The following is a 26,714-nucleotide window of genomic DNA, read 5'->3' on the forward strand; positions in this document are numbered from 1 at the left end:
ATTTTTTTGAAATCTTTCAGCAACTCATTTATCATAACTTGTCGTTTGTTATTTGTCAAGAACTTTTTTGAAGTTTTTTTCAATAGAATCAACCTTCGCAAGCTGTTCTTTTTTAACGACTCAGTTATCTTATCATGTCACTATCAACATGTCAATAACTTATTTTTTATTATTTTAAGTTATTGGTGTTCTTTTGAACAAATAATAATATATCAACATCACATACGAAAGTCAATAAGAAAATGCTTATTTATCAACATTTCCAGCTTATATGATCGTTAGTTAGTTCTGCTCCTTTTTTGTTCGTCTTTATAACCTTAAAAAACGAAAAATCCTTTTATTTTCAGTTTAACGTTCATGTTTTTGTCCTATTTATGAGGACCAAATCTCTCACCTTCTAAAATTTTCCTTAACAAAGTGCTGCTTTTATCTATTTCTGCTTTTTTTTGCTAGAATAATAGTAACAATATGACTCTGGAGGATTTATTTATGAAAATTTTGATTGCTGACGACGATAAAGAAATCGTTGAATTATTAAGTATCTATGTTCACAATGAAGGCTATGAAGCAGTAAAAGCTTATGATGGGAAAGAAGCATTATCTAAAATCAGAACAATCCCTGATATTGAATTACTTATTTTAGATATCATGATGCCAGAGATGGACGGGATGCAAGTAGTGAAAGAGCTACGAAAAGAATCTCAAATCCCAATCATTATGCTGACAGCAAAAACTACTGATATGGATAAGATCAAAGGACTGGTGGCTGGTGCAGATGATTATGTAACCAAACCGTTTAATCCATTAGAAGTAATGGCTAGAGTAAAGTCTCTATTACGACGTACAAAAATGCAGATCGCCCCAGATCAGCCTGATGTATTAGAAGTAAATGCATTAATCATCAACAAAGATTCTCATGAAGTTAAAACAATTGATGGGAAAGAAATCCAGTTAACAGCTTTGGAATTCGGTATCCTCTACTTACTTGCTAGTCATCCTAATCGAGTATTTAGCGCAGATGAAATTTTTGAGCGTGTTTGGAAACAAGAAAGTATTGTCTCTGCTAAAACTGTCATGGTTCATGTTAGCCATTTAAGAGATAAGATCGAAGAAGCAACTGGTGGTGAAAAAGTCATTCAAACCGTTTGGGGAGTGGGCTATAAAATTGACGCAAGATAGTAAACGAGCAACTGAAAAACGCCGTCGGATCAACTTGACTTCAAAAGAAATCAGCGAATTGTTAGCGGAAGGAATCATCACGATCATCCTTTTACTTCTATTAAATGTTTCTATTTTGGTTGTTATCAGTTCGGTAATTAATAGTTCACCTTCTTTAACGAATGCGATTTGGGATTCAAAGAATATTTTTGCGGAACGATTGAACACTGATTTATTTTGGAACGGTCGAAACTTTATTATTCCCTTTTTCTTTCTATTAGATATCGGTGTTTTGTATTGGCGTTTGATTCGAAGATATCGCCAAATGCAATTACGACATATCATCAGTGAACTTCATTACATCGCAAATGGAAATTATGATCATCGTATCCCTTTTGAACTTAGTGGTGACTTAAGCCGAGTTGTAACAAGTATCAATGGATTGGTAGATAGCACAGTAGCAGCGATTGAAGACGAACGTAAAATCGAGAAATCAAAAGATGAATTGATCACAAATGTTAGTCACGATATCCGTACCCCACTTACTTCTATCATTGGATATCTAGGATTGATAGAAGATGGTCAGTATCACTCAGAAGAAGATCTTTTAAAGTATACACATACCGCTTATATTAAAGCAAAGCAGATGAAATCTTTAGTGGACGACTTATTTGAATACACTAAGGTACGCCAGCCTGCTGTCCCAGTAAATTTTTCTGCCTTTGATATGATCCAGTTGATCGAACAGTTAGCAGCTGATTTTGAGTTGGAAGCTTCTAAAAAAAATATCCAAATACTTGTGCAGTCAAAAGTAGATTCCCTTATCATGGATGGCGATACAGAAAAACTTGTACGTGTCTTCAATAATCTTTTGACGAATGCGTTGAAATATGGAAAAGGAGCAACGAAAATCGTGATCGAAGTAGAACGTGTCGGTTCAGAAGTTGTTGCAACGGTCAAAAATAATGGAGCAATGATCCCACAACAGGCAATCGATAATCTATTCGACCGCTTTTATCGTGTAGAAGAATCTCGGTCACAAGCAACTGGAGGAACTGGGCTTGGTTTAGCAATCGCTCAAAGTATTGTGGCTTTACATGGTGGCTACATTTATGCAAAATCAGATAAGCAATGGACTTCTTTCATCATGCACCTTCCAATCAAGAAAAATGAAAAATTACCTATTGATGCACAGGAAGTTATTGACGAAAGCTGAAATATTCGCTATTCTTATTACAATTATTAGAATAAATGAAAAACACAGAACCCAGTACACTTTATTCTTTTTCAGAGAGCTGATGGCAGGTGCAAATCAGCAAAGGGTAATTTGGAAGTTCCAGTTCGTTTACGTGCCCTTTCGAAATAAGAAAGGTCGGTTCAACAGCCGTTATGTGTTCAACAAGTGCAGCTTATGCTGAACTTGGGTGGTACCGCGAATTTCAGACTGATTCGTCCCAAGAATAAGGGGATGGATCAGTCTTTTTTTATTTTCAAAAAGGAGGAAATCATATGTTAGATGTAAAAATGATGCGACAAAATATCGAAGAAGTACAAGAAAAATTGATGACTCGGGGCGTTAAAAAAGAAACATTAGCTGAATTCATGGAACTAGATGAAAACCGCCGCAAATTACTAGTCAAAAGTGAAGAATTGAAAAAATATCGAAATGACGTTTCTGCTGAGATCGCTCAATTGAAGCGTGCAAAAGAAGATGCTTCTGCTAAAATCGCTGAAATGAAAGAAGTTGGTGGCAACATCAAAGCATTGGATACTGAAATTGCTGAAGTAGATGAAAAATTGAAACAAATTGCCACTACTTTGCCAAACCTTCCCCATGATTCTGTGCCAGTTGGATCAGACGAAGAGGACAATGTAGAAATCCGTCGTTGGAGAGAACCACGTACATTTGCTTTTGAGCCAAAACCACACTGGGAAATTGCAGAAAATCTGGATATTTTAGACTTTGAACGTGGCGCAAAAGTAGCCGGTAGCCGTTTTGTTTATTATAAAGGGTTGGGCGCTCGATTAGAACGTGCAGTCTACAACTTCATGCTTGATCAGCATATTTACGAACACGGCTATACTGAAATGATCACTCCTTATATCGTCAACAGTAAAGCGATGTTTGGTACAGGACAATTTCCAAAATTCAAAGAAGATGTTTTCCAATTGGAGAATACTGATTTAACATTGATTCCGACAGCTGAAGTCCCATTGACTAACTATTATAATGATGAAATCTTAGATGGTGCGGATTTACCTGTTTATTTCACTGCACTAAGTCCTGCTTTTCGTTCTGAAGCTGGAAGTGCCGGTCGGGATACTCGAGGACTGATCCGTCTTCACCAATTCAATAAAGTAGAAATGGTCAAATTCTCGGATGCAGAACATTCTTACGAAGAATTGGAAAAAATGACAGCTGATGCAGAAGATATATTGAAAAAACTGCATTTGCCTTATCGTGTAATGGCCTTATCAACTGGAGACATGGGCTTTTCTGCAGCTAAAACTTATGATTTAGAAGTATGGATTCCTGCACAAGATACTTATCGTGAAATCAGTTCTTGTTCTAACTGTGAAGATTTCCAAGCACGCCGCGCCATGATTCGTTATCGCGATAATGATGGAAAAATCCACTACGCTCATACTTTGAATGGTTCAGGACTTGCGGTTGGCCGTACAGTAGCTGCCATTTTGGAGAACTACCAAAATGAAGATGGTTCTGTCACAGTTCCAGAAGCGCTCGTTCCTTATATGGGTAATCTGAAAGTTATTAAATAAAGAGGTTGTGAAAAAGCTGTCCTGCATCAAGTAATAAGAACTGCCAAACAAAAATAGCTCCTCATATTTTGCCGTTTTTTGAGCTAATACCGAGGGCCAGCTGATTGAACACCGTTTAAAAAAGAAGTCGTGAGCCTGCCGTTTCACTCCAAACCACAAGGAGTAATTTCAAAAAACAGCTCTTCATATTTTATGAATGTTCTACTTGTGATTCGGAGTTGACAAAGGAACATTGTTTACTTAAAAAAAGAGTGGTGACACAACATGTGTCACCACTCTTTTTTAGTATTTTTAAGATTCAACTGAATAGTTTGGTGCTTCTTTCGTGATTTGTACATCATGAGGGTGTGATTCTTTTAATCCACTGCCGCTCATTTGGATGAATTGCGCTTCATCACGTAATTGCTGTAAATTGGCTGCCCCAACATAACCCATTCCTGAACGCAACCCGCCGATCATTTGGAAAATAATGTCTGCAACACTTCCTTTGTAAGCAACTCGACCTTCGATTCCTTCTGGTACTAATTTATTTGCTTCATTGACACTACCTTGGAAGTAACGGTCTTTTGAACCTTTTTCCATCGCGCCTAATGACCCCATACCTCGGTATGTTTTGAATCGTCGTCCTTGGAAGATTTCGAATTCACCTGGTGATTCATCTGTCCCCGCCAACATGCTGCCTAACATAACTGCATGTCCGCCGGCAGCTAATGCTTTGACGATGTCACCAGAGTACTTGATTCCTCCGTCTGCAATAATCGCTTTGCCATATTGACGAGCAACTGATGCTGCATCATAGATAGCTGTGAGCTGAGGTACACCTACACCGGCTACCACACGTGTCGTACAAATCGATCCTGGTCCGATACCGACTTTTACGACATCCACCCCTGCATCATATAAAGCTTTTGTCGCTTCAGCCGTCGCAACGTTCCCAGCAATCAATGTTGCATCTGCAAAAGTTGAACGGATTTCTTGGATTTTTCGGATTACACCTGCACTATGTCCATGAGCTGTATCGATGATGATTGCATCTACCCCTGCTTCTAATAAAGCATTCGCACGCTCGAATGTATCGCTTGTTACACCAACGGCTGCTGCTACAAGTAATCGACCATGTTCATCTTTTGCTGCATTTGGAAATTCGATCACTTTCTCGATATCTTTGATTGTGATCAATCCGCTTAAACGACCTTCGTTATCAACGATTGGTAATTTTTCGATTTTATGTTTTTGCAAAATCTTTTCTGCATCTTTTAGAGAGGTACCTACTGGGGCAGTCACTAAGTTGTCTTTTGTCATCACATCAGCAATGGGCATGTGGTAATCTGTTACAAAACGCATGTCGCGGTTTGTAATGATCCCTACCAATTTTCTGTTTTCAAGTGTTTCAACGATTGGCACACCGCTGATACGGTATTTGCTCATCAATTCTTCTGCATCTGCTACAAGATGCTGTGGTGTTAAGAAGAACGGATCAATGATGACACCACTTTCAGAACGTTTGACTTTTCTTACTTCATCCGCTTGCTGGCTGATCGTCATGTTTTTATGGATCACACCTAATCCGCCTTGTCTTGCCATAGCGATGGCCATCTTGCTGTCGGTAACGGTATCCATACTTGCACTGATGATTGGAATATTCAACTTAATATTTTTAGCTAATTGTACGCTCATATCCACTTCGTTTGGTAACACGTGACTTTCTGCTGGTATCAATAAGACATCATCAAAAGTAAATCCTTTTTTCGTGAACTTTGTTTCCCAGTTGGACATTTTTAGTACCACTCCTCTAATTTAGTTTATCTATTAAAATAATTGATTTTTTCATTTAAGTCAATGATCTACATGGAATCAAATTAGCTTTCTCATAGAATACCAATATAAACCGCTTACATATGTGTGTATGCTAAATGAGGTTGTGAAAAAGCCACTTAGTTTCGAGTATTAATAAAAATTTTGTGAAAATGACTTTCCATATTTTTGCATAGATTTGGCTTAATACCGATAAACTGGCTTTTGAAGACCGTTTATTTACAAATAGGGACTGTGACAAGAATTTTGTCACAGTCCCTTGCTGTTATTTAACTATGGATAAACGGAATAAGGTCCTTTACTACCTCTTAATATTTAGTAAAGCTACTGCTCTGCTTTCTGGTTTATCTTCTTGGAACGGATAAACTTCCAATGATCCCATACTTTTTCTTCAAGTAGTAACGGACGGCTAAAGCTGCTGCTCCGATGATGATAACTACTATCGGATCTAATACTGGGTTGATAACTGGTGGCAATAGCGTTGTCGCAGAAAACAGCACGACCCAAAGAAGTGTCGTTCCACCTAGGATAAGCAATGTTTTACCCATTCCTGGTTTCTTGCTTCGATCTGCTCCTGGGTATTCATACTGATAGATGTACTTGTACATCATATAAAAGACCCAGCCACCGATTGCAGAACCTAGAACGAGTGTAGAGAATCCATAAGCTGGCGTTGTTCCACGTGAAAACAATCCGGTAATCGCGATCATGATACTTAATAGACCAAGCAGTAATAACGTATTATCCAACCACATCAATAAAGGGGTCGATGTATTTTGTACTTCTGCTGGTTTATTGATGATTGCTTCCGTTCTTTCAGAGACTGTCCCGAACAATTGGCGAGCTGTTTTTCCGCCTTTTTGTTCTGCAACTAAAGTAGGCAGAATGTCATGAAGGGCTTTTACTTTTTCTTCTTCAGACAAATTCGCTGCTTCTAAAGATTTTTTCAAATCAAAAATGTACTGTTGATTTCTTTTGGTTAATTTTGTTTCTAAACTATTGTTTTCTTTTACGATTTCTCGTAATTGTTCTGGTTCCATTATCTAATAGTCCTCCTTAGCCGTTCCTTTTCTCAACGGTCGTCACAAAAGACATTCTACCATATTCTACAGCTAGTTTGATAGCCCTTTTACACATTAAAGCGGAATAACATTACATCGCCGTCTTGTACGACATAATCTTTTCCTTCTAATCGAACACGTCCAGCTTCTTTTGCTGCATGCATGTTTCCATAATGATCCAAGTCTTCAAAAGAGACAGTTTCCGCACGAATAAATCCACGTTCGAAATCTGAATGGATGATTCCTGCTGCTTGTGGCGCTTTGATTCCTTTTTTGAATGTCCAAGCACGTACTTCTTGTTCCCCAGCAGTAAAGTAAGTAGCTAAGCCTAACAAATCGTAAGCGGCACGGATCAACTGATCCAAACCTGATTCTTCGATTCCTAAAGCTTCTAGAAATTCCGCTTTGTCTTCTTCATCTAATTCTGCGATTTCTTCTTCTGCACGAGCGCTGACCACGATTACTTCTGCATTTTCTTCTGCAGCAAAGTTGCGCACTTCTTGTACATAATGATTCGCGTCTGCATCTGCCACATCATCTTCTGACACATTTGCTACGTAAAGAATTGGTTTTGTCGTCAATAAGAATAGTGATTTAACGATTTTTTGTTCTTCTTCTGTGAATTCGATCGTTCGAGCAGATTTTCCTTCTTCCAGTACAGGTTTGATTTTGTCCAATACAGCTAGCTCTGCCACTGCATCTTTATCTTTGGTTTTAGCAACTTTTGCTACACGAGTATAGCGTTTGTTGATAGATTCCAAGTCTGCTAACACTAGTTCCAAGTTGATTGTATCAATATCTTCTAGTGGATCGACGCGTCCTTCTACGTGAGTGATATTATCATCATCAAAACAGCGTACAACGTGACAAATAGCATCTACTTGGCGGATATGGCTTAAGAATTGATTCCCCAAACCTTCTCCTTTACTTGCGCCTTTTACGATCCCAGCAATATCTGTAAATTCAAAAGTCGTCGGAACAGTTTTTTTCGGATGTACAAGTTCTGTTAAGCGTTGCAGACGCCAGTCAGGTACTTCTACCATCCCTACGTTAGGGTCGATCGTCGCAAAGGGATAGTTTGCTGCTTCTGCTCCTGCTTTTGTGATCGCATTAAACAAAGTTGATTTTCCTACGTTGGGCAACCCAACAATTCCAGCAGTCAATGCCATAAATTTATTCACTCTTTCTCTGCATTTTTTTCAATTACTTTTTTTAATTTCTTTTCAAAATCTCGACGGGTCATCATGACGATATGTCCGCAATTCATACATCTGATTTTGATATCTGCGCCCATTCGAATGACTTCCCAGCGGTTCGTCTGGCAAGCGTGAGGTTTTTTCATTTCAACGATATCGTGCAAGTCGTACATAAAAATAGCCTCCTTTTTGTTTATTCTTCATCAAATTGAATATTCAAGATATCAAGAATTCGTGTCAAATCTTTTTGAGAAAGGTATTCGATCTCGATCTTACCTTTCCCGTTTTTTTCTTGGATAGCTACGCTCGTACCGAATTTATCCATCAAACGATCTTCGCTTTCTCGGATATAATATGGTTTTTCCTTTGCTAGCCTTGGGATTTTTTTCTTTTCTTTTCCATCGTTATGATTTAACTCAGAAACAATCTGTTCCAGTTGGCGGACAGTTAAATTTTCAGTTACTGCACGATTGGCTAATTTCAAGATCAATGATTTGTTTTTCAAGCCTAACAGCGTACGAGCTTGTCCCATAGATAAACGTTGATCTTGCACCATTTCCTTAACAAGATCTGGTAAAGAAAGCAAGCGCAAATAATTGGCGATATAAGGTCTGCTCTTTCCTAAACGACTAGCCACTTCTGCTTGTGTCAGTTTCAGATTTTTCATCAGCATTTCATACGCTTCTGCTTCTTCTAATGGATTCAGATCTTCCCGTTGCAAGTTTTCCAACACGGCTACTTGCATCATTGCTTCTTCGTCAAAGTCTCTGACGATAGCAGGGATCGTTTCTTTTTCAGCTAGTTTGGACGCTCGAAAACGTCTTTCGCCTGCGATGATCTCATATCCTTTTACTGCAGAACGGCGTACGATGATTGGTTGGAAGACGCCTGATTGTTCAATAGAATTAGCTAGTTCTTGCAAAGATACTTCTTCAAATGTCTTACGCGGCTGATACGGATTTGGACGCAGCTCATTCAATGGCAACTGGACCACAGTATCATCTTTTACATCCACCGTCTCTAAGTTTTCTAAATCTTGGAACAATGCATCGATTCCTCGGCCTAATCCTTTACTTTTCTTCACGACTTACCACTTCCTTTGCCAATGCTTGGTAGACTTCAGCTCCCCGAGAACGTGGGTCGTAGTCGATGATCGGTTTTCCATGACTAGGTGCTTCTGATAAACGAATATTTCTTGGGATGATTGTTTCATAGACTTTTTCGCGGAAGTATTTGCGTACTTCTTCTACGACTTCATTTCCCAGATTTGTTCGTGCATCATACATGGTCAGCAAGACACCTTCTATTTCTAATTCTGGATTGAAGTGCTTTTGAACTAAACGAACCGTATTCAGTAATTGGCTTAATCCTTCCAATGCGTAATATTCACACTGAACAGGTATCAAAATCGAATCACTTGCTGTAAATGAATTGATTGTCAAATGGCCAAGAGAAGGCGGACAGTCGATCAAGATATAATCATACTGGCTGCTGACTTCTGCTAAAGATCCTTTTAATCTTGATTCTCTTGCCATCATTGATGTCAATTCGATCTCTGCTCCTGCTAATTGGAGAGTCGCAGGCACAATACTCAAATTTTCGTGTTCAGTGATCAAAGTCGCCTCATCAATTGGCAATTCATTGACTAGAACGTCATAGATGTCTTTTGTCACATCGGGTTTTCTGATCCCGACACCACTGGTAGCATTTCCTTGGGCATCCATATCCACTAGCAATACTTTTTTGCCAAGGCTGGCAAGACAAGCACCTAGATTTACCGTCGTCGTTGTTTTGCCGACGCCACCTTTTTGGTTCGCAACAGATATTATTTGTGCCATCTCTTCTCCTCCTATTTGATTGGCTGCTTATTAGGCAGACCGGGCTTTCTTGGGTATTTCTTTGGGGTTATTTTCTTTTTTTGAATAACGATAATATGCCGTTGGTCAGAGACATTCGGCAAGGTAACTGCCTCTTCTTTGAGGAATTTACCACCTAATAAAGCAATCGCTTGTTTTGCTTCTGTCAGTTCCTCTTCACTTTTTGCTGCTTTCAATGCATAAAAATAGCCTTCTTGTTTAGCCAAGGGCAAACATAATTCTGCTAACACATTCAAACGAGCAACTGCACGAGCAGTGACAAGGTCAAATGATGCACGAAATTGAGGATTTTGTCCAAATGTTTCTGCCCGGTCATGATATAAGGAAGCATCGATTCCTAATAATCGAGTTAGTTCAGACAAGAAGGTTATTCGTTTATTCAGAGAATCAACAATCGTTATCTGCAATTCAGGAAAGGCAATTTTTAAAGGTATGCTAGGAAACCCTGCTCCTGAACCGACATCGCATAAAGATAAAGGTTGCGTAAAGTCTACTTCAAATGCTAATGTAAGCGAATCGTAAAAATGCTTCAGGTATACGTCTTTTTCATCCGTAATAGCTGTAAGATTCATTTTTTCGTTCCATTCGACTAATGTCCGATAATAGATAGCAAATTGATCCATTTGATGATCGGTAAGCTCTATCCCTTTTTCTGCCAAAGATTGGCGAAATTCTTCTGGTATCATAATTATTCCTTTCATTGTGAAACAGCAATTGTTTCACAGATTCTCTCCCTACTTTAACGCAAAATCCCAAGACATGCAATCCTTCCATATGGATTCTTAAAAATTTGAAAAGTAAGAAAAGTCGATAGATTTTTTCTTTCTATTATGGCACTTATAAAATACACATAGAAGAGAGAACTAGCTTTGAGCAATTTCTGCAAAAACTGGTTCTCTCTTCTATTTATTATTACGTATTACGCTGGTTCACTGACTTTCGCAATCTTCCCTTGTTCAATGTAGACCATTAAGATGCTTAGATCTGCAGGATTTACCCCGCTGATCCGGCTAGCTTGGGCAATCGTTTCTGGTTGGATTTTCTGCAATTTTTGTTTTGCTTCTGTTGCTAATCCGTTGATTGCTGCGTAGTCGATGTTTTCTGGAATCTTTTTCGCTTCCATGCGTTTTAATTTTTCTACTTTTTCCATGGCTTTTTTGATGTAGCCTTCATATTTGATTTGGATTTCTACTTGTTCGATTTCTTTTCGTGTCAATTCTTCATTCTCTGGGATAAACCGTAGAAGATCTGCATAAGTAATCTCAGGGCGTCTTAAAAAGTCGCTTGCTAGTACGCCATCTTTTAGAGGTGCCGCATTAATCGTCGCTAAAAAGGCTTGAACTTCTTCTGTTGGTTTGATCCGTACATTCATCAAACGTTTGATTTCTTGTTCAACTGCTTCTTTTTTCTTCAAATAAGCCTTGTATTGGTCTTCTTTTACTAAGCCCACACGGTGGCCCATTTCTGTCAATCGCAAATCTGCATTATCATGACGTAAAAGCAGACGGTATTCAGCACGTGAAGTCAGCAAACGGTAAGGTTCGTTCGTTCCTTTTGTCACCAAATCATCGATCATGACACCGATGTAACCGTCACTTCGTTTGATTACTAAAGGTTCTTTTCCTTGAACTTTCAAAGCTGCATTGATACCAGCAATCAGCCCTTGTCCAGCCGCTTCTTCATACCCGCTTGTACCATTTGTTTGTCCAGCTGTATAAAGATTTTCAACGACTTTAGTTTCTAATGTCGGACGGAGCTGGTGTGGTTCTACTACGTCATATTCGATAGCATATCCTGTACGCATCATTTCTACTTTTTCCAAACCGGCGATGGAATGAAGCATGTCGACTTGGACATCTTCTGGTAAAGAAGTAGATAACCCTTGAACATAGACTTCTTCTGTGTTCAAGCCTTCTGGTTCTAAAAATAGTTGGTGACGTTGTTTGTCTGCAAAACGCACGATCTTATCTTCGATGGATGGACAATAGCGAGCACCTACCCCTTCAACGATCCCTGTAAACATTGGGGCACGATGTAAGTTGTCTCGAATGATTTGGTGAGTCGTCTCACCTGTATAGGTTAGCCAGCAAGATTCCTGATCTAGTTTATAGGCACTATCTGGTGTGCTGAAACTAAAATGATTCGGCTCTTTGTCACCAGGTTGTTCTTCTGTAACAGAATAATCGATCGTACTTGATTTTACTCGAGGCGGCGTTCCTGTTTTGAACCGTTCGATAGCAAAGCCAAGTTCTTTTAGATGATTCGCTAGTCCAATAGAAGGTTGAGAGTTATTCGGACCTGATGAATATTTCAATTCACCGATAATGATTTCTCCGCGAAGTGCTGTTCCGGCTGTAATAACAACTGCTTTTGCCCGGTAGCTCGCTCCTGTGGAAGTCACTACACCATGACAAATACCATCTTCGACGATCAGTTCTTCGACGATTCCTTGTCTTAGCGTCAAATTTGGTTCTTTTTCGATCGTATGTTTCATTTGTATTGAATAAGCATGTTTGTCTGCTTGTGCTCGCAATGCTCGGACAGCTGGGCCTTTTCCTGTGTTCAACATACGCATTTGGATATAGGTTTTATCGATATTCTTACCCATTTCTCCACCTAGCGCATCGATTTCTCGAACAACAACGCCTTTAGCTGGTCCGCCTACAGAAGGATTACATGGCATGAATGCTACCATATCCAAATTTATTGTCAGTAATAACGTTTTCGAGCCCATACGTGCAGCAGCAAGTGCAGCTTCTGAACCGGCATGTCCTGCGCCGACAACGATCACGTCATACGCATCTGCTTCATAATGTTTCAATCGTTTGTTCCTCCTTTTATTTTCCTAAACAAAATTGACTGAATAATTGAGTGATCAATTCATCTTGTACACTGTCGCCAACTACTTCTCCTAGATAATCCCAACAACGCGTCATATCGATTTGAACGAGATCCACAGGCATTCCTGCATCAATACCTGCAATGACTTCTTCAAGTGACAGAGAAGCTTTTTCTAACAATGCGATATGGCGGGTATTGGAAACATAAGTAGCGTCTCTTTCTCCTGTTTCTCCGCTGAAGAATAAATCAGAAATAGCTGATTCCAAATGATCTAGTCCGTCGTTTTTAGCTACGGAAATTGAAAAAACTGGTTCATTTTCGATCAATTTGTTCAATTTTTCTTGTTCCAACTGTGCTGGCAAATCTGTTTTATTTAGAAGAATGATCCGTTTCAATCCCTTTGTCGCTTCCAGTAATTGTTCATCTTCTGCTGTCAGTGGTTCGCTTTGGTTTAGAACAAGTAAGATCAAGTCTGCTTCTGCTAATGCTTTACGGCTTCTTTCGACCCCGATACGTTCCACCACATCTTCTGTTTCCCGAATTCCAGCTGTATCGATTAACTTGAGCGGTACCCCCCGAACATTGACATACTCTTCGATTACATCTCTAGTCGTTCCTGCAATGTCCGTAACGATTGCTTTTTCTTCTCTTAACAAATGGTTCAACAAACTTGATTTACCGACATTTGGCCGGCCGATAATCGCCGTACTTAACCCTTCCCGCAGAACCTTTCCTTGCTTGGATGTAGCAAGTAGTGCTTGGATTCTTTGTTGGATCATCTGTGCTTTTTCAAGCAATAACTTCGTAGTCAATTCTTCGACGTCGTCATATTCCGGATAATCAATATTTACTTCTACTTGGGCTAATGTCTCTAAAATCTCTTGTCTCAATGAACGGATCAAGGCAGACAGATTGCCGTCTAACTGATTGAGGGCTAACCCCATTGCTTTATCTGTTTTTGCTCGAATCAAATCCATCACAGCTTCTGCCTGTGAAAGGTCAACACGACCATTCAAGAATGCTCGTTTTGTGAATTCGCCTGGCTCAGCTAATCTTGCCCCTTCTCTTAACAGTAACTGCAAAATTTGATTGACTACGACGATCCCGCCGTGACAATTGATTTCTACCACATCTTCCCGCGTAAATGTCTTTGGTGCTCTCATCACGGAGACCATGACTTCATCGACTAGCTGATCGCTCTTAGGATCAACGATATGTCCATAATGGATCGTATGGCTTGGTACTTCTGATAGTCGTTTATTCCCAGAATGATAAACTTTATCTGCTAGTTGCACAGCTTGATCGCCACTTAAACGAACGATACTGATTGCTCCTTCTCCAGGCGGGGTAGAAATTGCCGCAATCGTATCAAATTCTAAAGTAATTTCAGCCATTTTTTCACTTCCTTTTTCATTTTGCGCACAAAAAAAGTGCCCACTCCACCCTTTATGCATAATAAATGGTGAACTTCGCACTTTGACTGCTTGTTCTTGATTAAATTCTGGTCATAGGTTATCACACTTGTCATAAGGAATCAAGTGTTTAAAACAAGTTATATGAAGTTGTACCTCACTTGATTCCATTACCTTACATTTAATTGCCTTTGGCTGTCTCTTTGTGTTCTTTGATTCTTTTTTGAATTGGAATCAATAATGATTTTACGCAGTGTTTCTACTTTTTTCTGATCAAATTGATCACACCTATTTCTTATCGCTTTGATTTCCGCTCCTGTTATGTGACGGGATTCAGGAACTACTTCTTTCCGAGGAACAAATGGGATTGTCCAAATTGCATTGTTATATTTATCACCCCAAAATACTTTATGGATTTTTTTATTCTCCAGTGGAAGCTGTTCTCGCTCTTTTTTTCTATCCAAATAATGATCATAGGCTTTTGAAATAAAATTTCTCACTTCTTCTTTACCATATCCCGATTTTTCCAAGTGCATGATCATTAGTTCATTCATTACATAGTTGAATTTTTCTGTCGATAATGTTTTGTATTTCGTTTGCCAAAAGTTTCTGTCGTGGATAGTGACTTGTTTTCTGGTTCCCAAAATATATTTTAAAGAAGCATTCATATTATTTATTTCACAGTTTCCTTGAACATACTGAGTAGTAGCAATATGATTCGCAACATATTCTTTTTCTGTGCAGTTACTTAGCTTGTTTAAAATGTGATAAGTTCTTTTAGCTGTAGCAAATGGATTAATTCTTTCTTCAAAGGTAAGATGCTGCCTTCCTATCCGAAGCACTTCTTCCAATCCTTTCTTCTCTACTCCTTCATAGACATAAACTGGGGTGATTTTTAGGGTCTCTTGATCGAACCACAGCTTTTCTTGAATCTTTTTTTTCAATGCTCTTTTATCAGGGCAGTGCATTCTCATTTGTGCTTTATCATAAACTTCTACGTTCAGACGATCTTGCTCTTTTTTTATGATGAAAGTGACGCCATGACCATTTTTGAACCATGAATACCACTTTTCTTTATAAAACATCGAAACTGGTACAACTAAAAAACTATCTTTATGATTATTCTCTAGCTCATTGATGTAATTTTTAAATAATTTTGTATGGATTGAACCATAAATACTTTTTTGAATGGATTCTTTGATTTTGTTGATGTCCCGACCTTCGAATTCATCTGGATAAACATTGAGGATTTGTTGGTAAACGGTCATAAATTCAAGCGTCGGGCTTGTACTGGGTTTCGTCTTAAAAAAAATATCATTTCCAATCATGTTCCAATTTTGTAAAAGAACACTGCACATTTCTGGCACATATTTTTCGCTATTTACGTACTTTTCTCTTTTTTTATCCGCTGATTGAATCAGCATTTCTACTTGTGCTGCATCTAAAAGATCCATCTTTAAACGCTCCTTTCTTCTCTCTAACAAATGAATAATACTGTATGAGCAAGGATTTATCTTTCTTCAAAAAAGGGAGACTAAATAAATAGGATAACGCTATCTTAACGTTTCTTTTAAAAAGAAAAATGACCTATTTATCAAACTTCTCTTATAACACCTTGTTCTTGTTGTCTTCTTCGTCGTTCAACCATCGTACTAAACGAAGGAACTGATATTCTTCGGATAATATTGTGTAGTTGTTGTTGCCTAGATTCCGTACACTTTATTTTGACAGAGAGAATTTCAATAGGCGTTAAATGATAACAACTTTTCTGTTTATTTTCGCTAGAAGGCAGTCCATAAGAAAAACAAAGCGTATGGTCGATGGATTTTCTAATTTCAGTCGGGATAATCCAATGATTATTTTTGTTGATTCCTCCCCATTCTGATTTATGTGCTATTTTGTCAATCATATCAAGAGCTGATCGCTGACTTTTGGCTTCTTTATAGACTTCATAAGCATTTCTAATGAAATTTTCTGTCACTTGTCCATAGCCTATTTTTTTCAAATGCGTGAACATCAGCTCATTTATTGTGTGATTTAATTGTTCCGTAGATAACGTTTTGTATTTCGTTTGAAAGAATTTCTTGCCATCAATAATAATTTCTGACTTTGTTCCTAGTATGTATTTTAATGCCGCATTCATGTTTTTGATTTCGCTGTTATCTCTTACATATTGAATTGTCCCTACATGAGAGGAATATCCTTCTATTGTTGCGTACTTACTTAATTTATTGTAAATATAATAACTCTTCTTATATTTGGGAAAAGGAACTGCTTTTTCATGCCAATTGTAATGATTTCTTCCTATGCGTAAAACGTCAACCAGTGATTGAACATCGCTCAGTTCATATGTGTATATAGGAGTTAGTTTTGCTATTTCTTCCTTTGTCCATGAATTTTTATGAACATTTTTTTTCTTCGCATATTCATCTGGACGAACTGCTCTGATTTGAACTTTGTCATAAATCTGGACATTTATCTGATTATTTTGTTTTTGGATAATCACTGCAACATCAGATCTTTTTGTGAAATCAGCAGATCTATAACTTAGATAATAAAATGAAACAGGTACTACTAAAAAGCTGTCTTGATCATTGTTTTTCAATTCATTGATATAGTTACTGAACAACTCGGTATGGATCGAACCATAAATACTTTTTTGAATCGATTCTTTGATTTTTTTGATGTCACGTCCTTCGAATTCCTCAGGATGAATATCGAGAAGCTGCTGATAAATTGCCATAAATTCAATCGTGGGAGTTGTACTAGGCTTTTCGATTAGAAAAGTATCATTGTCGCGCATATTCCAATTTTGTAGAAGAAGACTGCACATATCCCGCGCATAGATATCACTTTTTAAATAACGATTTCGCTTTCGATTTGCTGATTTGATCAAATCTGTTACTTGTTTTTCAGTCAATATATTCATTCTATATGCCTTTCCTTCCTTCATTGAGTAAAACAACTTTTAAGACTACGAAATACCCAATTAATTATAACATCTGTGGTTTCTGTATATTTTCTAGCTTTTTCAAAATAAAGAAATAATTGTTTCTCTTCTATTCATGCTTTTTCTTTCTTCATAAAAACGGTAAACTAGAATGGGAGCGCTATCTAAAATATTTGTTTTTGAAAGGAGAAAAGGAATGAGCCAGTTCAACTCTGATGCATTGAAAGAAGAAAGTGATCCTCGGATCAATGATGTTGTTTTATCTACAGGAAATATCAATCAAAAATATATCGTCCGCGATATCGTTTTTGTTGTGGAATGCTTAGAAGCTGATTTGTTTGACCCAGCTTTTCCCAATGAGGATCTTTTCTTGACAACGAAGAGGAAATTAAAAATGAAGGTTCTTGAATATGGTGCCAACGCGGTGATCAACTGTCATTTTGAGTATCAGCAAAGAAATCGGGATGGAAAGTATTTTCTGGAACTTTTTGCTTATGGAACAGTGATCCAATTTATCCAAACGACGATTGGTTAAATGAAATAGACAAAAAAAGCGGAGCAAAACTGAAAACAGTTTCGTTCCGCTTTTTTCTATCAAAGTTAGTGACTACTTCATCGTATACTCTGATAAGAATGATTTCTAGTAAAATATACTTGGTTTGAAAAACTTTGTCAACGTGATTTATTCAAAAAGTAATGGAATCAATAATATTTTTTAGCAGGTTCAACTACTAAGTAACGATAAGGTTCCTCACCTTCCGAATGTGTTTTTACATGTTCATCTTTGCTTAATGCCGCATGGATTTGTTTACGTTCAAAGGCAGGCATTGGTTCTAAGAAAACAGGCTGTCCTGTCCGTTTTACTTTTTCAGCCGTGCGATCAGCTAAACGCTGAATAATCTCTTGACGCTTTTCGCGGTAATTGCCTACATTGACCACTACAGATAGCTTATTTCTTGCTAAACGATGGATAAAGACTTGTGCCAGATATTGCAGTGCATTCAACGTTTTTCCATGTTTCCCAATCAGTAACCCTTGTTTTTGTGTTTCTAAATGAAAAACGACCATATTATTTGATTCTCTTTCCATTTTAACAAGTGCTGGAGCATCAAGTTGTTTTGAAATTTCAGTAAGATAGACTGCCAATTCCGTTAAAGCTGCTTCATCACCTAGCTCACTTACTTCTTCTGTTTTTTCTTCAAGAATCGTTTCGTTGACTACCTCGATCTCAGCTGTTGGTTCTTCTTCTAAAATCTCTTCTACCGTCTGTTCTACTGTTTCAGAAATTTTTTCGCTGATACTTGGCTGGATCGAAAGCCGTGCATTCTTTCGGCCCATTCCTAGGAAACCTTTTTTTCCTTCTTCCAATATTTCGATTTCAACTTGGTCTTTGGTCAAACCCAAATCAGCTAGACCTAGTTGAACAGCTTCATCTATTGTTACAGCTTCATAAATCGGCATTAGCATTCCCTCCCCTATTATTTCCGTTTTTTCTTAGGATTCATTGCTTTCTTCAACGCACGTTCTCTTTCGCGGATTTTCCGTGCTTCTTCTTCCCGTTCTTTTCGAATTTTGAAAGGATTGTTGATCAGCAATGTTTGTACAACTTGGAAGGCATTGGAAACCACCCAGTATAATGAAAGACCGCTGGCTAAATTGACACCCATCACTAAAATCATTACAGGCATCACGAAATTCATGATCTTCATTGATGCATTCGATTCAATTTGACTCATACTAGATAAATACGTACTTGCAAAAGTAAAGATTGCTGCTAGAATCGGCAAGATAAATGTTGGATCCGCGTTCCCTAAGTTCAACCATAAGAAATGACCTTGTTTCAACTCAGGTACACGGGAAATAGATTGCCATAACGCCATCAAGATTGGCATTTGTACCAATAAAGGAAGACAACCAGCATATGGATTGACTCCATTTTCCGCATATAAACGCTGTTGCTCTTCTCTTAATTTACTTTGTGTTTCTGGGTCTCTTGAACTATATTGTTGCTGCAGTGCTTTTAATTTCGGTTGTAATTCTTGTGTCTTACGCATGCTCTTTGTTTGGAAATGCATCAGCGGCAACAAGATTACACGGATGATCAATGTAAATAAAATGATCCCTATTCCTGCATTACCAAATGACAACGCCTTGATCGCCTCAGCAAAGTAATAAACAATATAACGATCCCAAATTCCTGTACTTTGTGCGCTGACTTCCCCAGTTCCGCAACCGGATAAGACGATGACCAAACTAACGATACCGGCCATCAAAAGTAAACGTTTGTATTTCTTCACTTACTCTTTTCCTCTCTGTCGATTATTTTTGCAAGTTTTAAGACGTGGACTAAATTGGAGCGAACCTCATCATAAGTTAGCCCCTTCACACTTGGTCTAGCAATCACAATAAAATCCAACTCCGGATCAATCTCTTCTTTTATAGAATAAACTGCTGCTCGGATTTTTCGTTTGACTTCATTGCGGCTTACCGCGTTGCCGACCTTTTTTCCTACAGATAAACCAACTCGAAAATGAGGCTGTCCCGGTTTTTTCAAACGGTAAACGACGAATTTGCGGTTAGCAAAAGAATCTCCCGTATGAAACACGGCTTGAAACTCTCGTTCTTTTTTTACTCGATACGCTTTTCTCATTAGTTTTCTTTCCTTTTCTATCTCTCACTTACGCTCATAATCATACCATAATTACGATTGTCCTTTCATCATTTCCCTAAAAAAGAGTATAAAAAAAACCACTGAAACCCCAGTGGTCTAAGCTGAAAGAACTTTTCTTCCTTTACGACGACGGCTAGCTAACACACGACGTCCATTTTTAGTACTCATACGTTTACGGAATCCGTGAACTTTTTGACGTTTACGTTTATTTGGTTGGTATGTTCTTTTCATATATTCCACCTCCAAAATGTTCTTATCTATTTTATAAACACAGACATACTTTGATAGTATAACGACAAAGTAGTGATTTTGTCAATATAAAATAGAAGATCGATTGTCAAAACTTATCCACAAGATTATTTTTTTCTATGGGAATCTCATGTGGAAAAAGTTATACACAGGAATTATCCACAAATAATAACGAGGTACTTTTACACAGAAAACACACGTGTAAAAAAAGTAATCCACAACCAGACGTTTTCCTGTGCATTTCGTCCCTAAACCATTGATAAATATACATTTGTTATCCACAAGCACAGGAGGAAATCTAGTGATTTTTACAAGTTGTCCACCTGTGCATTAGTGGTGTGGAAAACTTTTTTTGACAGCTGTGTTTTTCTCTTTTTTTTATTTGTCGATTGTGTGGATAATTGTAATTAAAAAATTTTTTTCTTCGGTTTCTGTGGAAAACTATTAAAAAAAATGCTAAATTAGTACTAGTTATTCACTTTTTAATGAAGGAGGAGGCCTTACATGGTATCCCTCGATGCTTTATGGAATGAATTAAAAGCAACATACCAAAAGGATTTATCGCCTGCTAGCTATAATACATGGATTGAAACAGCGAACCCTCGAACTCTTGATCAAAACCAGCTCGTTGTTGAGGTTCCTAGCAAGATTCATAAAGAATATTGGGAAAAAAACCTGGCAACAAAAATCGTTGAAGTCGGTTATATGTTATCAGGAAATGAGATTATCCCTCGCTTTATTACTGGCGAAGAAGCAGAGCAAGAAGAAGTTGTAGAAGAAAAAAATCCAAAAGTTGCGGCACCTAGTCCGCTAAAAAAAGCCATGCTGAATCCTAAATATACCTTTGATACGTTTGTCATTGGTAAAGGAAACCAGATGGCTCATGCAGCAGCGCTCGTTGTAGCAGAAGATCCAGGTTCTATTTATAACCCGCTCTTCTTTTATGGAGGCGTAGGACTTGGTAAGACTCACTTGATGCATGCCATCGGTCATCAAATGCTGCAAAGTCAGCCTAATGCCAAAGTAAAATATGTAAGCAGTGAAACTTTTGCTAATGATTTCATCAATTCGATCCAAAACAAAACAGCAGAAGAATTCCGTCAAGAATATCGAAATGTTGATTTACTATTAGTAGATGATATTCAATTTTTCGCAGAAAAAGAAGCTACGCAAGAGGAGTTTTTCCATACTTTCAATGCCTTGTACAATGAGGGTAAACAAATCGTTCTAACCAGTGATCGGTTGCCAAACGAGATTCCGAAACTACAAGAACGCCTTGTTTCTCGCTTTGCATGGGGGCTCTCTGTTGATATTACGCCACCGGATCTTGAAACAAGAACAGCGATTTTGCGTAAAAAAGCGGCAGCTGAACGTCTAGAGATCCCAGATGACACGCTGAGCTATATCGCAGGACAAATTGATTCTAATATTCGTGAATTAGAAGGGGCACTTGTTCGAGTACAGGCTTTTGCTGCAATGAATAGTGAAGATATTTCGACTAGTCTAGCTGCAGATGCGCTGAAAACGTTAAAGTCAGGAAAAGGACATCCTCAATTGTCGATTTTGCAGATCCAAGAAGAAGTGGCAAAGTATTATCACATCCAATTGAAAGATCTCAAAGGAAAGAAACGCGTCAAATCTATTGTTGTACCTAGACAAATCGCTATGTACTTGGCACGTGAGCTCACAGATAATTCTTTACCGAAAATTGGTGCTGAATTCGGTGGCAAGGACCATACAACGGTTATCCATGCCCATGAGAAAATCCAGCAGCTGATGGATTCTAGTGTCAGCATGCAAAATGAAGTATCAGAAATCAAAAACTTTTTACTAAATTAATTTGTCGATTCTACCAACTGAAAATAGCATGTGGATAAAAGAAAAAAACAAGCAAAAGTTATACACACTTTTTCCACAGCTGTTTTTTCGTTTCTCTCTTGCGTTTTTTGAGTTTTCCACAGAATCAACATGCCCTATTACTTTTATTATTCTTTTTAACTAATAATAAATAAACAAACATTCAAAGGAGATACATCATGAAAGTTACTTTAAACCGAGCTAGCTTTATGCAGGAATTGCAAACTGTTCAACGAGCTATTTCAAGCAAAACCACTATCCCTATTTTGACAGGTGTAAAAATCACACTGACACAAGAAGGTTTGACTTTGACAGGGAGCAACGCTGATATATCAATTGAAACTTTTTTGTCTGTTGAAAACGAAAAAGCAAATATGCAAATCGAATCTACCGGATCAATTGTTTTACAAGCTCGTTTCTTTAGCGAAATCATTCGAAGACTTCCTGAAGAAACATTTACTTTAGAAGTATTAGAAAATAAACAAGTAGCGATCACTTCTGGAAAAGCGAATTTTATCGTGAATGGATTAGATGCAGACAATTATCCTCATCTTCCTGTTGTCGAAAGTCATAACCAGATGAAATTACCAGTACACGTATTGACTAAACTAATCAACGAAACAGTTTTTGCTGTTTCGCAGCATGAGAGCCGTCCAATCTTGACGGGTGTGCATTTTATTTTATCTGATCATTCTTTATTGGCTGTAGCTACCGACTCTCACCGTCTAAGTCAACGGGTGATCCCAGTAGAACAAACGGCTGATCATTTTGATATTGTTATTCCCGGGAAAAGTTTGATCGAATTGTCTCGCTCATTGACAAATGAAGAAGAAATCGTCGAAATCAGCATTATGGAAAACCAAGTCTTGTTTAAAACGGAAACAATGTATTTCTATTCCCGCTTGCTAGAAGGAAACTATCCTGATACCAATCGTTTGATCCCATCAAGCTTTAATACAGAGGTCGAATTTTCTGTTCCTAGCTTTCTAGCAGCAATCGAACGTGCTTCTTTACTTTCTCATGAAGGCCGCAACAATATCGTTCGTTTATCCATTCGTCCAGATGCGGTTGTTTTATACGGAAATTCTCCAGAAATCGGGAAAGTAGAAGAAAGCTTGAGCTATACAGCAAGCAGTGGCGATCCATTGGAGATTTCTTTCAACCCGGATTATATGAAAGCAGCGTTGCGTGCATTTGGAGATATGAGTATCAAAGTAAAATTTATTTCCGCTATTCGACCATTCACGTTGGAACCAACGGAAGATGGCGTTCAATTTATCCAATTGATTACTCCTGTACGTACAAATTAACAAAGATTTTCAAAGATATTGAAAATTTAATTGAAAAGAATTAGAAAAAATAAAATTTAAACAGAAGGCCCTAAAATCTCTTTTAAGGCTTTCTGTTTATTTTTGTCTAAATCACCTTTTTTAGATTAAATCGTCTTATATGGAAAAATATATGGATAAATTTGTTTTATTGCGGAAAAAAAGGTATAATAGAGTATACTTTTAATAATGAAAATGAGGGATGGACATTGAAACAACAAGTCATTCTAAATACGGAATTCATGACGTTGGGTCAAATGCTGAAAGAAGCCACCGTTATCGGTAGTGGCGGACAAGCAAAATGGTATTTGGCAGAAAACACTGTGTTAGTCGATGGCGAGCCGGAAAATCGTCGTGGACGCAAGCTTTATCCCGGTATGATGGTTGAAGTTCCAGAAGTAGGAACTTTTTTTATGGTAAAAAAAGGAAACGACGATAATGAGGCTGAATAAGCTGTATTTAAAAAATTATCGAAATTACGAAGAGCTGAACATCGAATTTTCCAAGAATCTGGTCATTTTTTTAGGTGAAAATGCGCAGGGAAAAACAAATCTTTTGGAAAGTATCTATGTATTGGCTATGACGCGAAGCCATCGGACAAGTAGTGAGCAGGAATTGATTGGTTGGAATGACGATCAGGCAATGATCCAAGGAGAGATCGCAAAAGGTTCATCCACTCTCCCATTAGAAATCTTATTATCTAAAAAAGGCCGAAAAACCAAGATCAACCATATCGAACAAAAAAAGTTAAGTACTTACGTGGGACAAATGAATGTCATTTTATTTGCACCAGAGGATCTTTCGTTAGTAAAAGGCAGCCCGCAGATCAGGCGGAAATTTTTAGATATGGAATTAGGTCAGATCAATCCAATTTATCTTTATGATCTTGTCCAATACCAAGCGATTTTGAAGCAAAGAAACCAGTATTTGAAGCAATTGAATGAAAAAAAACAAACTGATTTGCTTTATTTGGATATTTTGTCCGAACAACTAGCAGCGTTTGGTAGCAAAGTATTGAAAGCAAGAGCACAGTTCATCAAGCGATTGGAGTTTTGGGCTAATTCTTTACATCAGCAAATCACACATCATAAAGAGCAGTTGGAAATCGAGTATCTCACCGCAGTCGATTCTTTAGAAACACATACGCAAGAACAAATCCAAGAACAATTTCTCGCACTTTTGAATCAAAACAAAAAGAAAGACCTTTTTCGGGGAACGACGACAGTTGGTCCTCACCGTGACGATCTTTCCTTTTTTATTAATCAAAAAAACGTGCAGACTTATGGATCGCAAGGACAGCAAAGAACGACTGCTCTAAGTGTCAAATTAGCAGAAATTGATTTGATCAAAGAAGAGACAGGGGAATATCCAATCCTATTATTAGATGATGTGATGAGCGAGCTGGATGATAATCGTCAGCTCCATATGCTGGAAACAATCGAAGGAAAAGTTCAAACGTTCTTAACAACGACGACACTTGACCATGTAAAAAATAAAATGACTGTTGAACCTGAGATTTTTTATGTTCGACAAGGGAAATTAAAAGGAGAAGAAACTGAATGACAGAAGAAAGAAGTTTAGTAGAACGCGCTAAAGAATATGATGCCAGTCAGATTCAAGTACTTGAAGGACTTGAAGCCGTTCGTAAACGACCTGGCATGTATATCGGTTCGACTAGTTCTGAAGGTCTGCATCACCTTGTTTGGGAAATCGTCGATAATTCGATCGATGAAGTATTAGCAGGTTTTGCAACGAAAATCCATGTGATTATAGAAAAAGACAACAGTATCACTGTTATTGACGATGGACGGGGGATACCAGTAGATATCCAAGCAAAAACCGGACGTCCTGCAGTTGAAACGGTCTTTACTGTTTTACATGCTGGAGGAAAATTTGGCGGTGGCGGATACAAAGTTTCCGGTGGTCTTCATGGAGTGGGATCTTCCGTCGTAAACGCACTTTCTACGCAACTTGATGTCAAAGTATACAAAGAAGGAAATGTGTACTATCAAGAGTATCGTCGTGGAGCTGTAGTGGACGACTTAAAGATCATTGAACAAACGGATCGCCATGGAACAACGGTTCACTTTACGCCAGATCCTGAAATTTTTACAGAGACAACTGAGTTTGATTTTTCAAAATTGGCTACCCGAATCCGTGAACTAGCTTTCTTGAACCGCGGGATGCGTATCTCGATTGAGGACAAACGAGAAGAAGAACCAGTCATCAATGAATACCATTATGATGGCGGGATCAAAAGTTATGTCGAATACTTGAATGCAAACAAAACCGTGATTTTCCCAGAACCTGTATATTTGGAAGGTGAGCAGCAAGATATCGCAGTTGAAGTCTCTATGCAATATACAGACGGCTACCATTCCAATATCATGAGTTTTGCCAACAATATCCATACGTATGAAGGCGGAACACATGAATCAGGATTCAAGACTGCATTAACTCGGGTAATCAATGATTATGCTCGAAAACAAAAGCTGATGAAAGAAAATGATGACAACTTGACTGGTGAAGACGTGCGAGAAGGATTGACAGCTGTTATTTCTATCAAGCATCCTGACCCTCAATTCGAAGGACAAACAAAAACAAAATTGGGCAATTCCGAAGTACGGACAGTCACTGATCGGTTATTTAGCGAGCATTTCATGAAATTCTTGCTAGAAAACCCAAGTGTGGGCCGTCAAATCGTTGAAAAAGGATTATTAGCTTCCAGAGCTCGTCTAGCAGCGAAACGTGCGCGTGAAGTAACGAGACGTAAAGGTGCTTTAGAGATCAGTAATCTGCCAGGAAAATTAGCAGACTGCTCTAGCAACGATCCTGAAAAATGCGAATTGTTCATCGTCGAAGGAGATTCGGCCGGCGGATCAGCTAAGCAAGGTCGTAATCGAGAATTTCAAGCTATCTTGCCTATTCGTGGGAAAATCTTGAATGTTGAAAAAGCAAGTATGGATAAGATCTTGGCAAATGAAGAGATCCGGTCTTTATTTACCGCTATGGGTACAGGGTTTGGAGAAGATTTCGATGTATCGAAAGCTCGTTATCATAAATTAGTGATCATGACTGATGCCGATGTTGATGGTGCGCATATCCGTACATTGCTGCTGACTCTTTTTTACCGTTACATGCGTCCAATTGTTGAAGCTGGTTATGTCTATATTGCTCAGCCGCCTTTATACGGGGTAAAACAAGGGAAGAATATCACGTATGTACAACCAGGAAAGAATGCAGAAGAAGAGTTGAAACAAGTCGTTGCTTCACTTCCTGCTTCACCAAAACCAAGTGTTCAGCGGTATAAAGGACTTGGAGAAATGGATGATCATCAACTATGGGAAACAACTATGGACCCAAGTAATCGAATGATGGCCCGCGTCAGCGTGGACGATGCTATTGCGGCAGACCAGATATTTGAAATGTTGATGGGGGATCGAGTAGAGCCTCGTCGTGCATTCATCGAGGAAAATGCACATTACGTGAAGAACTTAGATATTTAATCATGAAGGAGG

At 38.2% G+C, this 26,714-nt stretch carries 24 protein-coding genes; 9 read left to right on the top strand and 15 right to left on the bottom strand.

Annotated elements, in window-relative coordinates; translation table 11 throughout:
* Positions 1-489: 489 nt before the first annotated feature.
* From AB3I27_RS03170 to serS, 3 genes are all read left to right on the top strand, one after another.
* Positions 490-1,179 carry a response regulator transcription factor gene (locus AB3I27_RS03170; RefSeq protein ID WP_002295268.1) on the top strand — a complete coding sequence of 230 codons (690 nt, stop codon included), beginning with the start codon at positions 490-492 and terminating at the stop codon, positions 1,177-1,179.
* Positions 1,166-2,374, top strand: coding sequence for a cell wall metabolism sensor histidine kinase WalK (locus AB3I27_RS03175; RefSeq protein WP_002309915.1), 1,209 nt, complete (start codon positions 1,166-1,168; stop codon positions 2,372-2,374). Before AB3I27_RS03170 ends, AB3I27_RS03175 begins: the two co-directional genes overlap by 14 nt.
* Before the next feature lie 293 nt (positions 2,375-2,667).
* The gene (serS, locus tag AB3I27_RS03180; protein WP_104760327.1) at positions 2,668-3,939 is read left to right on the top strand and encodes a serine--tRNA ligase; all 1,272 of its coding nucleotides are present in this window, start codon (positions 2,668-2,670) and stop codon (positions 3,937-3,939) included.
* A 291-nt stretch (positions 3,940-4,230) separates the two neighbouring features.
* Here the strand turns inward: serS and guaB are convergent, their stop codons facing one another.
* The 11 genes from guaB to AB3I27_RS03235 form a co-directional block, all read right to left on the bottom strand.
* The gene (gene guaB, locus AB3I27_RS03185) at positions 4,231-5,715 is read right to left on the bottom strand and encodes an IMP dehydrogenase (RefSeq protein ID WP_002293341.1); all 1,485 of its coding nucleotides are present in this window, start codon (positions 5,713-5,715) and stop codon (positions 4,231-4,233) included.
* Between the two features lie 383 nt (positions 5,716-6,098).
* Complete coding sequence (locus AB3I27_RS03190; RefSeq protein WP_002309913.1) at positions 6,099-6,794, bottom strand: DUF1129 domain-containing protein; 696 nt, start codon at positions 6,792-6,794, stop codon at positions 6,099-6,101.
* Positions 6,795-6,883: 89 nt separating this feature from the next.
* Positions 6,884-7,984, bottom strand: coding sequence for a redox-regulated ATPase YchF (gene ychF, locus AB3I27_RS03195; RefSeq protein WP_002293105.1), 1,101 nt, complete (start codon positions 7,982-7,984; stop codon positions 6,884-6,886).
* An 8-nt stretch (positions 7,985-7,992) separates the two neighbouring features.
* On the bottom strand, positions 7,993-8,184 hold the full coding sequence (locus AB3I27_RS03200; protein WP_002293106.1) for a DUF951 domain-containing protein: 192 nt from the start codon (positions 8,182-8,184) through the stop codon (positions 7,993-7,995).
* 20 nt (positions 8,185-8,204) lie between these two features.
* Positions 8,205-9,095 carry a ParB/RepB/Spo0J family partition protein gene (locus tag AB3I27_RS03205; protein ID WP_104760328.1) on the bottom strand — a complete coding sequence of 297 codons (891 nt, stop codon included), beginning with the start codon at positions 9,093-9,095 and terminating at the stop codon, positions 8,205-8,207.
* Positions 9,082-9,849: a ParA family protein gene (locus AB3I27_RS03210; protein WP_002293108.1), complete on the bottom strand. Its 768-nt coding sequence runs from the start codon at positions 9,847-9,849 to the stop codon at positions 9,082-9,084. The genes AB3I27_RS03205 and AB3I27_RS03210 overlap by 14 nt, the downstream gene beginning before the upstream one ends.
* 11 nt (positions 9,850-9,860) lie before the next feature.
* Entirely contained in the window at positions 9,861-10,574 is a 714-nt protein-coding gene (rsmG, locus tag AB3I27_RS03215; protein ID WP_002309910.1) for a 16S rRNA (guanine(527)-N(7))-methyltransferase RsmG, read from the bottom strand.
* 233 nt (positions 10,575-10,807) lie between these two features.
* Positions 10,808-12,709: a tRNA uridine-5-carboxymethylaminomethyl(34) synthesis enzyme MnmG gene (mnmG, locus tag AB3I27_RS03220; RefSeq protein ID WP_222896946.1), complete on the bottom strand. Its 1,902-nt coding sequence runs from the start codon at positions 12,707-12,709 to the stop codon at positions 10,808-10,810.
* Positions 12,710-12,725: 16 nt separating this feature from the next.
* Complete coding sequence (gene mnmE, locus AB3I27_RS03225; protein WP_002309907.1) at positions 12,726-14,123, bottom strand: tRNA uridine-5-carboxymethylaminomethyl(34) synthesis GTPase MnmE; 1,398 nt, start codon at positions 14,121-14,123, stop codon at positions 12,726-12,728.
* 188 nt (positions 14,124-14,311) lie between these two features.
* On the bottom strand, positions 14,312-15,595 hold the full coding sequence (locus tag AB3I27_RS03230) for a hypothetical protein (protein ID WP_104760338.1): 1,284 nt from the start codon (positions 15,593-15,595) through the stop codon (positions 14,312-14,314).
* Between the two features lie 140 nt (positions 15,596-15,735).
* Positions 15,736-17,070 (bottom strand): hypothetical protein, encoded by a 1,335-nt coding sequence (locus tag AB3I27_RS03235; RefSeq protein ID WP_002346211.1) that lies wholly within the window; start codon positions 17,068-17,070, stop codon positions 15,736-15,738.
* Positions 17,071-17,287: 217 nt separating this feature from the next.
* Between AB3I27_RS03235 and AB3I27_RS03240 the strand changes: the two genes are divergently transcribed.
* A complete protein-coding gene (locus AB3I27_RS03240; protein WP_104760339.1) occupies positions 17,288-17,626 on the top strand; it encodes a hypothetical protein in 339 nt (112 codons plus the stop codon).
* Positions 17,627-17,793: 167 nt separating this feature from the next.
* Here the strand turns inward: AB3I27_RS03240 and jag are convergent, their stop codons facing one another.
* The 4 genes from jag to rpmH all read right to left on the bottom strand — a co-directional run bounded on the left by jag (position 17,794) and on the right by rpmH (position 19,993).
* The gene (gene jag, locus AB3I27_RS03245; RefSeq protein ID WP_104760340.1) at positions 17,794-18,552 is read right to left on the bottom strand and encodes an RNA-binding cell elongation regulator Jag/EloR; all 759 of its coding nucleotides are present in this window, start codon (positions 18,550-18,552) and stop codon (positions 17,794-17,796) included.
* A 17-nt stretch (positions 18,553-18,569) separates the two neighbouring features.
* The gene (locus AB3I27_RS03250; protein WP_002309900.1) at positions 18,570-19,388 is read right to left on the bottom strand and encodes a YidC/Oxa1 family membrane protein insertase; all 819 of its coding nucleotides are present in this window, start codon (positions 19,386-19,388) and stop codon (positions 18,570-18,572) included.
* The gene (rnpA, locus tag AB3I27_RS03255) at positions 19,385-19,741 is read right to left on the bottom strand and encodes a ribonuclease P protein component (protein WP_002293120.1); all 357 of its coding nucleotides are present in this window, start codon (positions 19,739-19,741) and stop codon (positions 19,385-19,387) included. Before rnpA ends, AB3I27_RS03250 begins: the two co-directional genes overlap by 4 nt.
* A gap of 117 nt (positions 19,742-19,858) precedes the next feature.
* A complete protein-coding gene (gene rpmH, locus AB3I27_RS03260; protein ID WP_002293121.1) occupies positions 19,859-19,993 on the bottom strand; it encodes a 50S ribosomal protein L34 in 135 nt (44 codons plus the stop codon).
* A gap of 522 nt (positions 19,994-20,515) precedes the next feature.
* Here rpmH and dnaA point away from each other — a divergent pair.
* The 5 genes from dnaA (at position 20,516) to gyrB (ending at position 26,702) form a co-directional block, all read left to right on the top strand.
* Positions 20,516-21,850, top strand: a complete 1,335-nt coding sequence (gene dnaA / locus AB3I27_RS03265) for a chromosomal replication initiator protein DnaA (protein WP_002293122.1) — start codon at positions 20,516-20,518, stop codon at positions 21,848-21,850.
* Positions 21,851-22,047: 197 nt separating this feature from the next.
* Positions 22,048-23,178, top strand: coding sequence for a DNA polymerase III subunit beta (gene dnaN, locus AB3I27_RS03270; protein ID WP_002293124.1), 1,131 nt, complete (start codon positions 22,048-22,050; stop codon positions 23,176-23,178).
* 227 nt (positions 23,179-23,405) lie between these two features.
* A complete protein-coding gene (gene yaaA / locus AB3I27_RS03275; RefSeq protein ID WP_002293125.1) occupies positions 23,406-23,648 on the top strand; it encodes a S4 domain-containing protein YaaA in 243 nt (80 codons plus the stop codon).
* Complete coding sequence (gene recF, locus AB3I27_RS03280; RefSeq protein WP_104760341.1) at positions 23,635-24,759, top strand: DNA replication/repair protein RecF; 1,125 nt, start codon at positions 23,635-23,637, stop codon at positions 24,757-24,759. The genes yaaA and recF overlap by 14 nt, the downstream gene beginning before the upstream one ends.
* Positions 24,756-26,702: a DNA topoisomerase (ATP-hydrolyzing) subunit B gene (gyrB, locus tag AB3I27_RS03285; protein WP_002288364.1), complete on the top strand. Its 1,947-nt coding sequence runs from the start codon at positions 24,756-24,758 to the stop codon at positions 26,700-26,702. Before recF ends, gyrB begins: the two co-directional genes overlap by 4 nt.
* Positions 26,703-26,714 lie beyond the last annotated feature (12 nt).

It is taken from the genome of Enterococcus sp. C46, from assembly GCF_040887565.1.
Taxonomy (GTDB): domain Bacteria; phylum Bacillota; class Bacilli; order Lactobacillales; family Enterococcaceae; genus Enterococcus_B; species Enterococcus_B lactis.

Bases quoted from the DNA above. Each gene is read 5' to 3' on its own strand.
- AB3I27_RS03170 (WP_002295268.1), top strand. From the start codon at position 490: ATGAAAATTTTGATTGCTGACGACGATAAAGAAATCGTTGAATTATTA.
- serS (WP_104760327.1), top strand. From the start codon at position 2,668: ATGTTAGATGTAAAAATGATGCGACAAAATATCGAAGAAGTACAAGAA.
- guaB (WP_002293341.1), bottom strand. From the start codon at position 5,715: ATGTCCAACTGGGAAACAAAGTTCACGAAAAAAGGATTTACTTTTGAT.
- AB3I27_RS03190 (WP_002309913.1), bottom strand. From the start codon at position 6,794: ATGGAACCAGAACAATTACGAGAAATCGTAAAAGAAAACAATAGTTTA.
- ychF (WP_002293105.1), bottom strand. From the start codon at position 7,984: ATGGCATTGACTGCTGGAATTGTTGGGTTGCCCAACGTAGGAAAATCA.
- AB3I27_RS03200 (WP_002293106.1), bottom strand. From the start codon at position 8,184: ATGTACGACTTGCACGATATCGTTGAAATGAAAAAACCTCACGCTTGC.
- AB3I27_RS03210 (WP_002293108.1), bottom strand. From the start codon at position 9,849: ATGGCACAAATAATATCTGTTGCGAACCAAAAAGGTGGCGTCGGCAAA.
- rsmG (WP_002309910.1), bottom strand. From the start codon at position 10,574: ATGATACCAGAAGAATTTCGCCAATCTTTGGCAGAAAAAGGGATAGAG.
- mnmE (WP_002309907.1), bottom strand. From the start codon at position 14,123: ATGGCTGAAATTACTTTAGAATTTGATACGATTGCGGCAATTTCTACC.
- AB3I27_RS03230 (WP_104760338.1), bottom strand. From the start codon at position 15,595: ATGGATCTTTTAGATGCAGCACAAGTAGAAATGCTGATTCAATCAGCG.
- AB3I27_RS03235 (WP_002346211.1), bottom strand. From the start codon at position 17,070: ATGAATATATTGACTGAAAAACAAGTAACAGATTTGATCAAATCAGCA.
- AB3I27_RS03240 (WP_104760339.1), top strand. From the start codon at position 17,288: ATGAGCCAGTTCAACTCTGATGCATTGAAAGAAGAAAGTGATCCTCGG.
- jag (WP_104760340.1), bottom strand. From the start codon at position 18,552: ATGCCGATTTATGAAGCTGTAACAATAGATGAAGCTGTTCAACTAGGT.
- rnpA (WP_002293120.1), bottom strand. From the start codon at position 19,741: ATGAGAAAAGCGTATCGAGTAAAAAAAGAACGAGAGTTTCAAGCCGTG.
- rpmH (WP_002293121.1), bottom strand. From the start codon at position 19,993: ATGAAAAGAACATACCAACCAAATAAACGTAAACGTCAAAAAGTTCAC.
- dnaA (WP_002293122.1), top strand. From the start codon at position 20,516: ATGGTATCCCTCGATGCTTTATGGAATGAATTAAAAGCAACATACCAA.
- dnaN (WP_002293124.1), top strand. From the start codon at position 22,048: ATGAAAGTTACTTTAAACCGAGCTAGCTTTATGCAGGAATTGCAAACT.
- recF (WP_104760341.1), top strand. From the start codon at position 23,635: ATGAGGCTGAATAAGCTGTATTTAAAAAATTATCGAAATTACGAAGAG.
- gyrB (WP_002288364.1), top strand. From the start codon at position 24,756: ATGACAGAAGAAAGAAGTTTAGTAGAACGCGCTAAAGAATATGATGCC.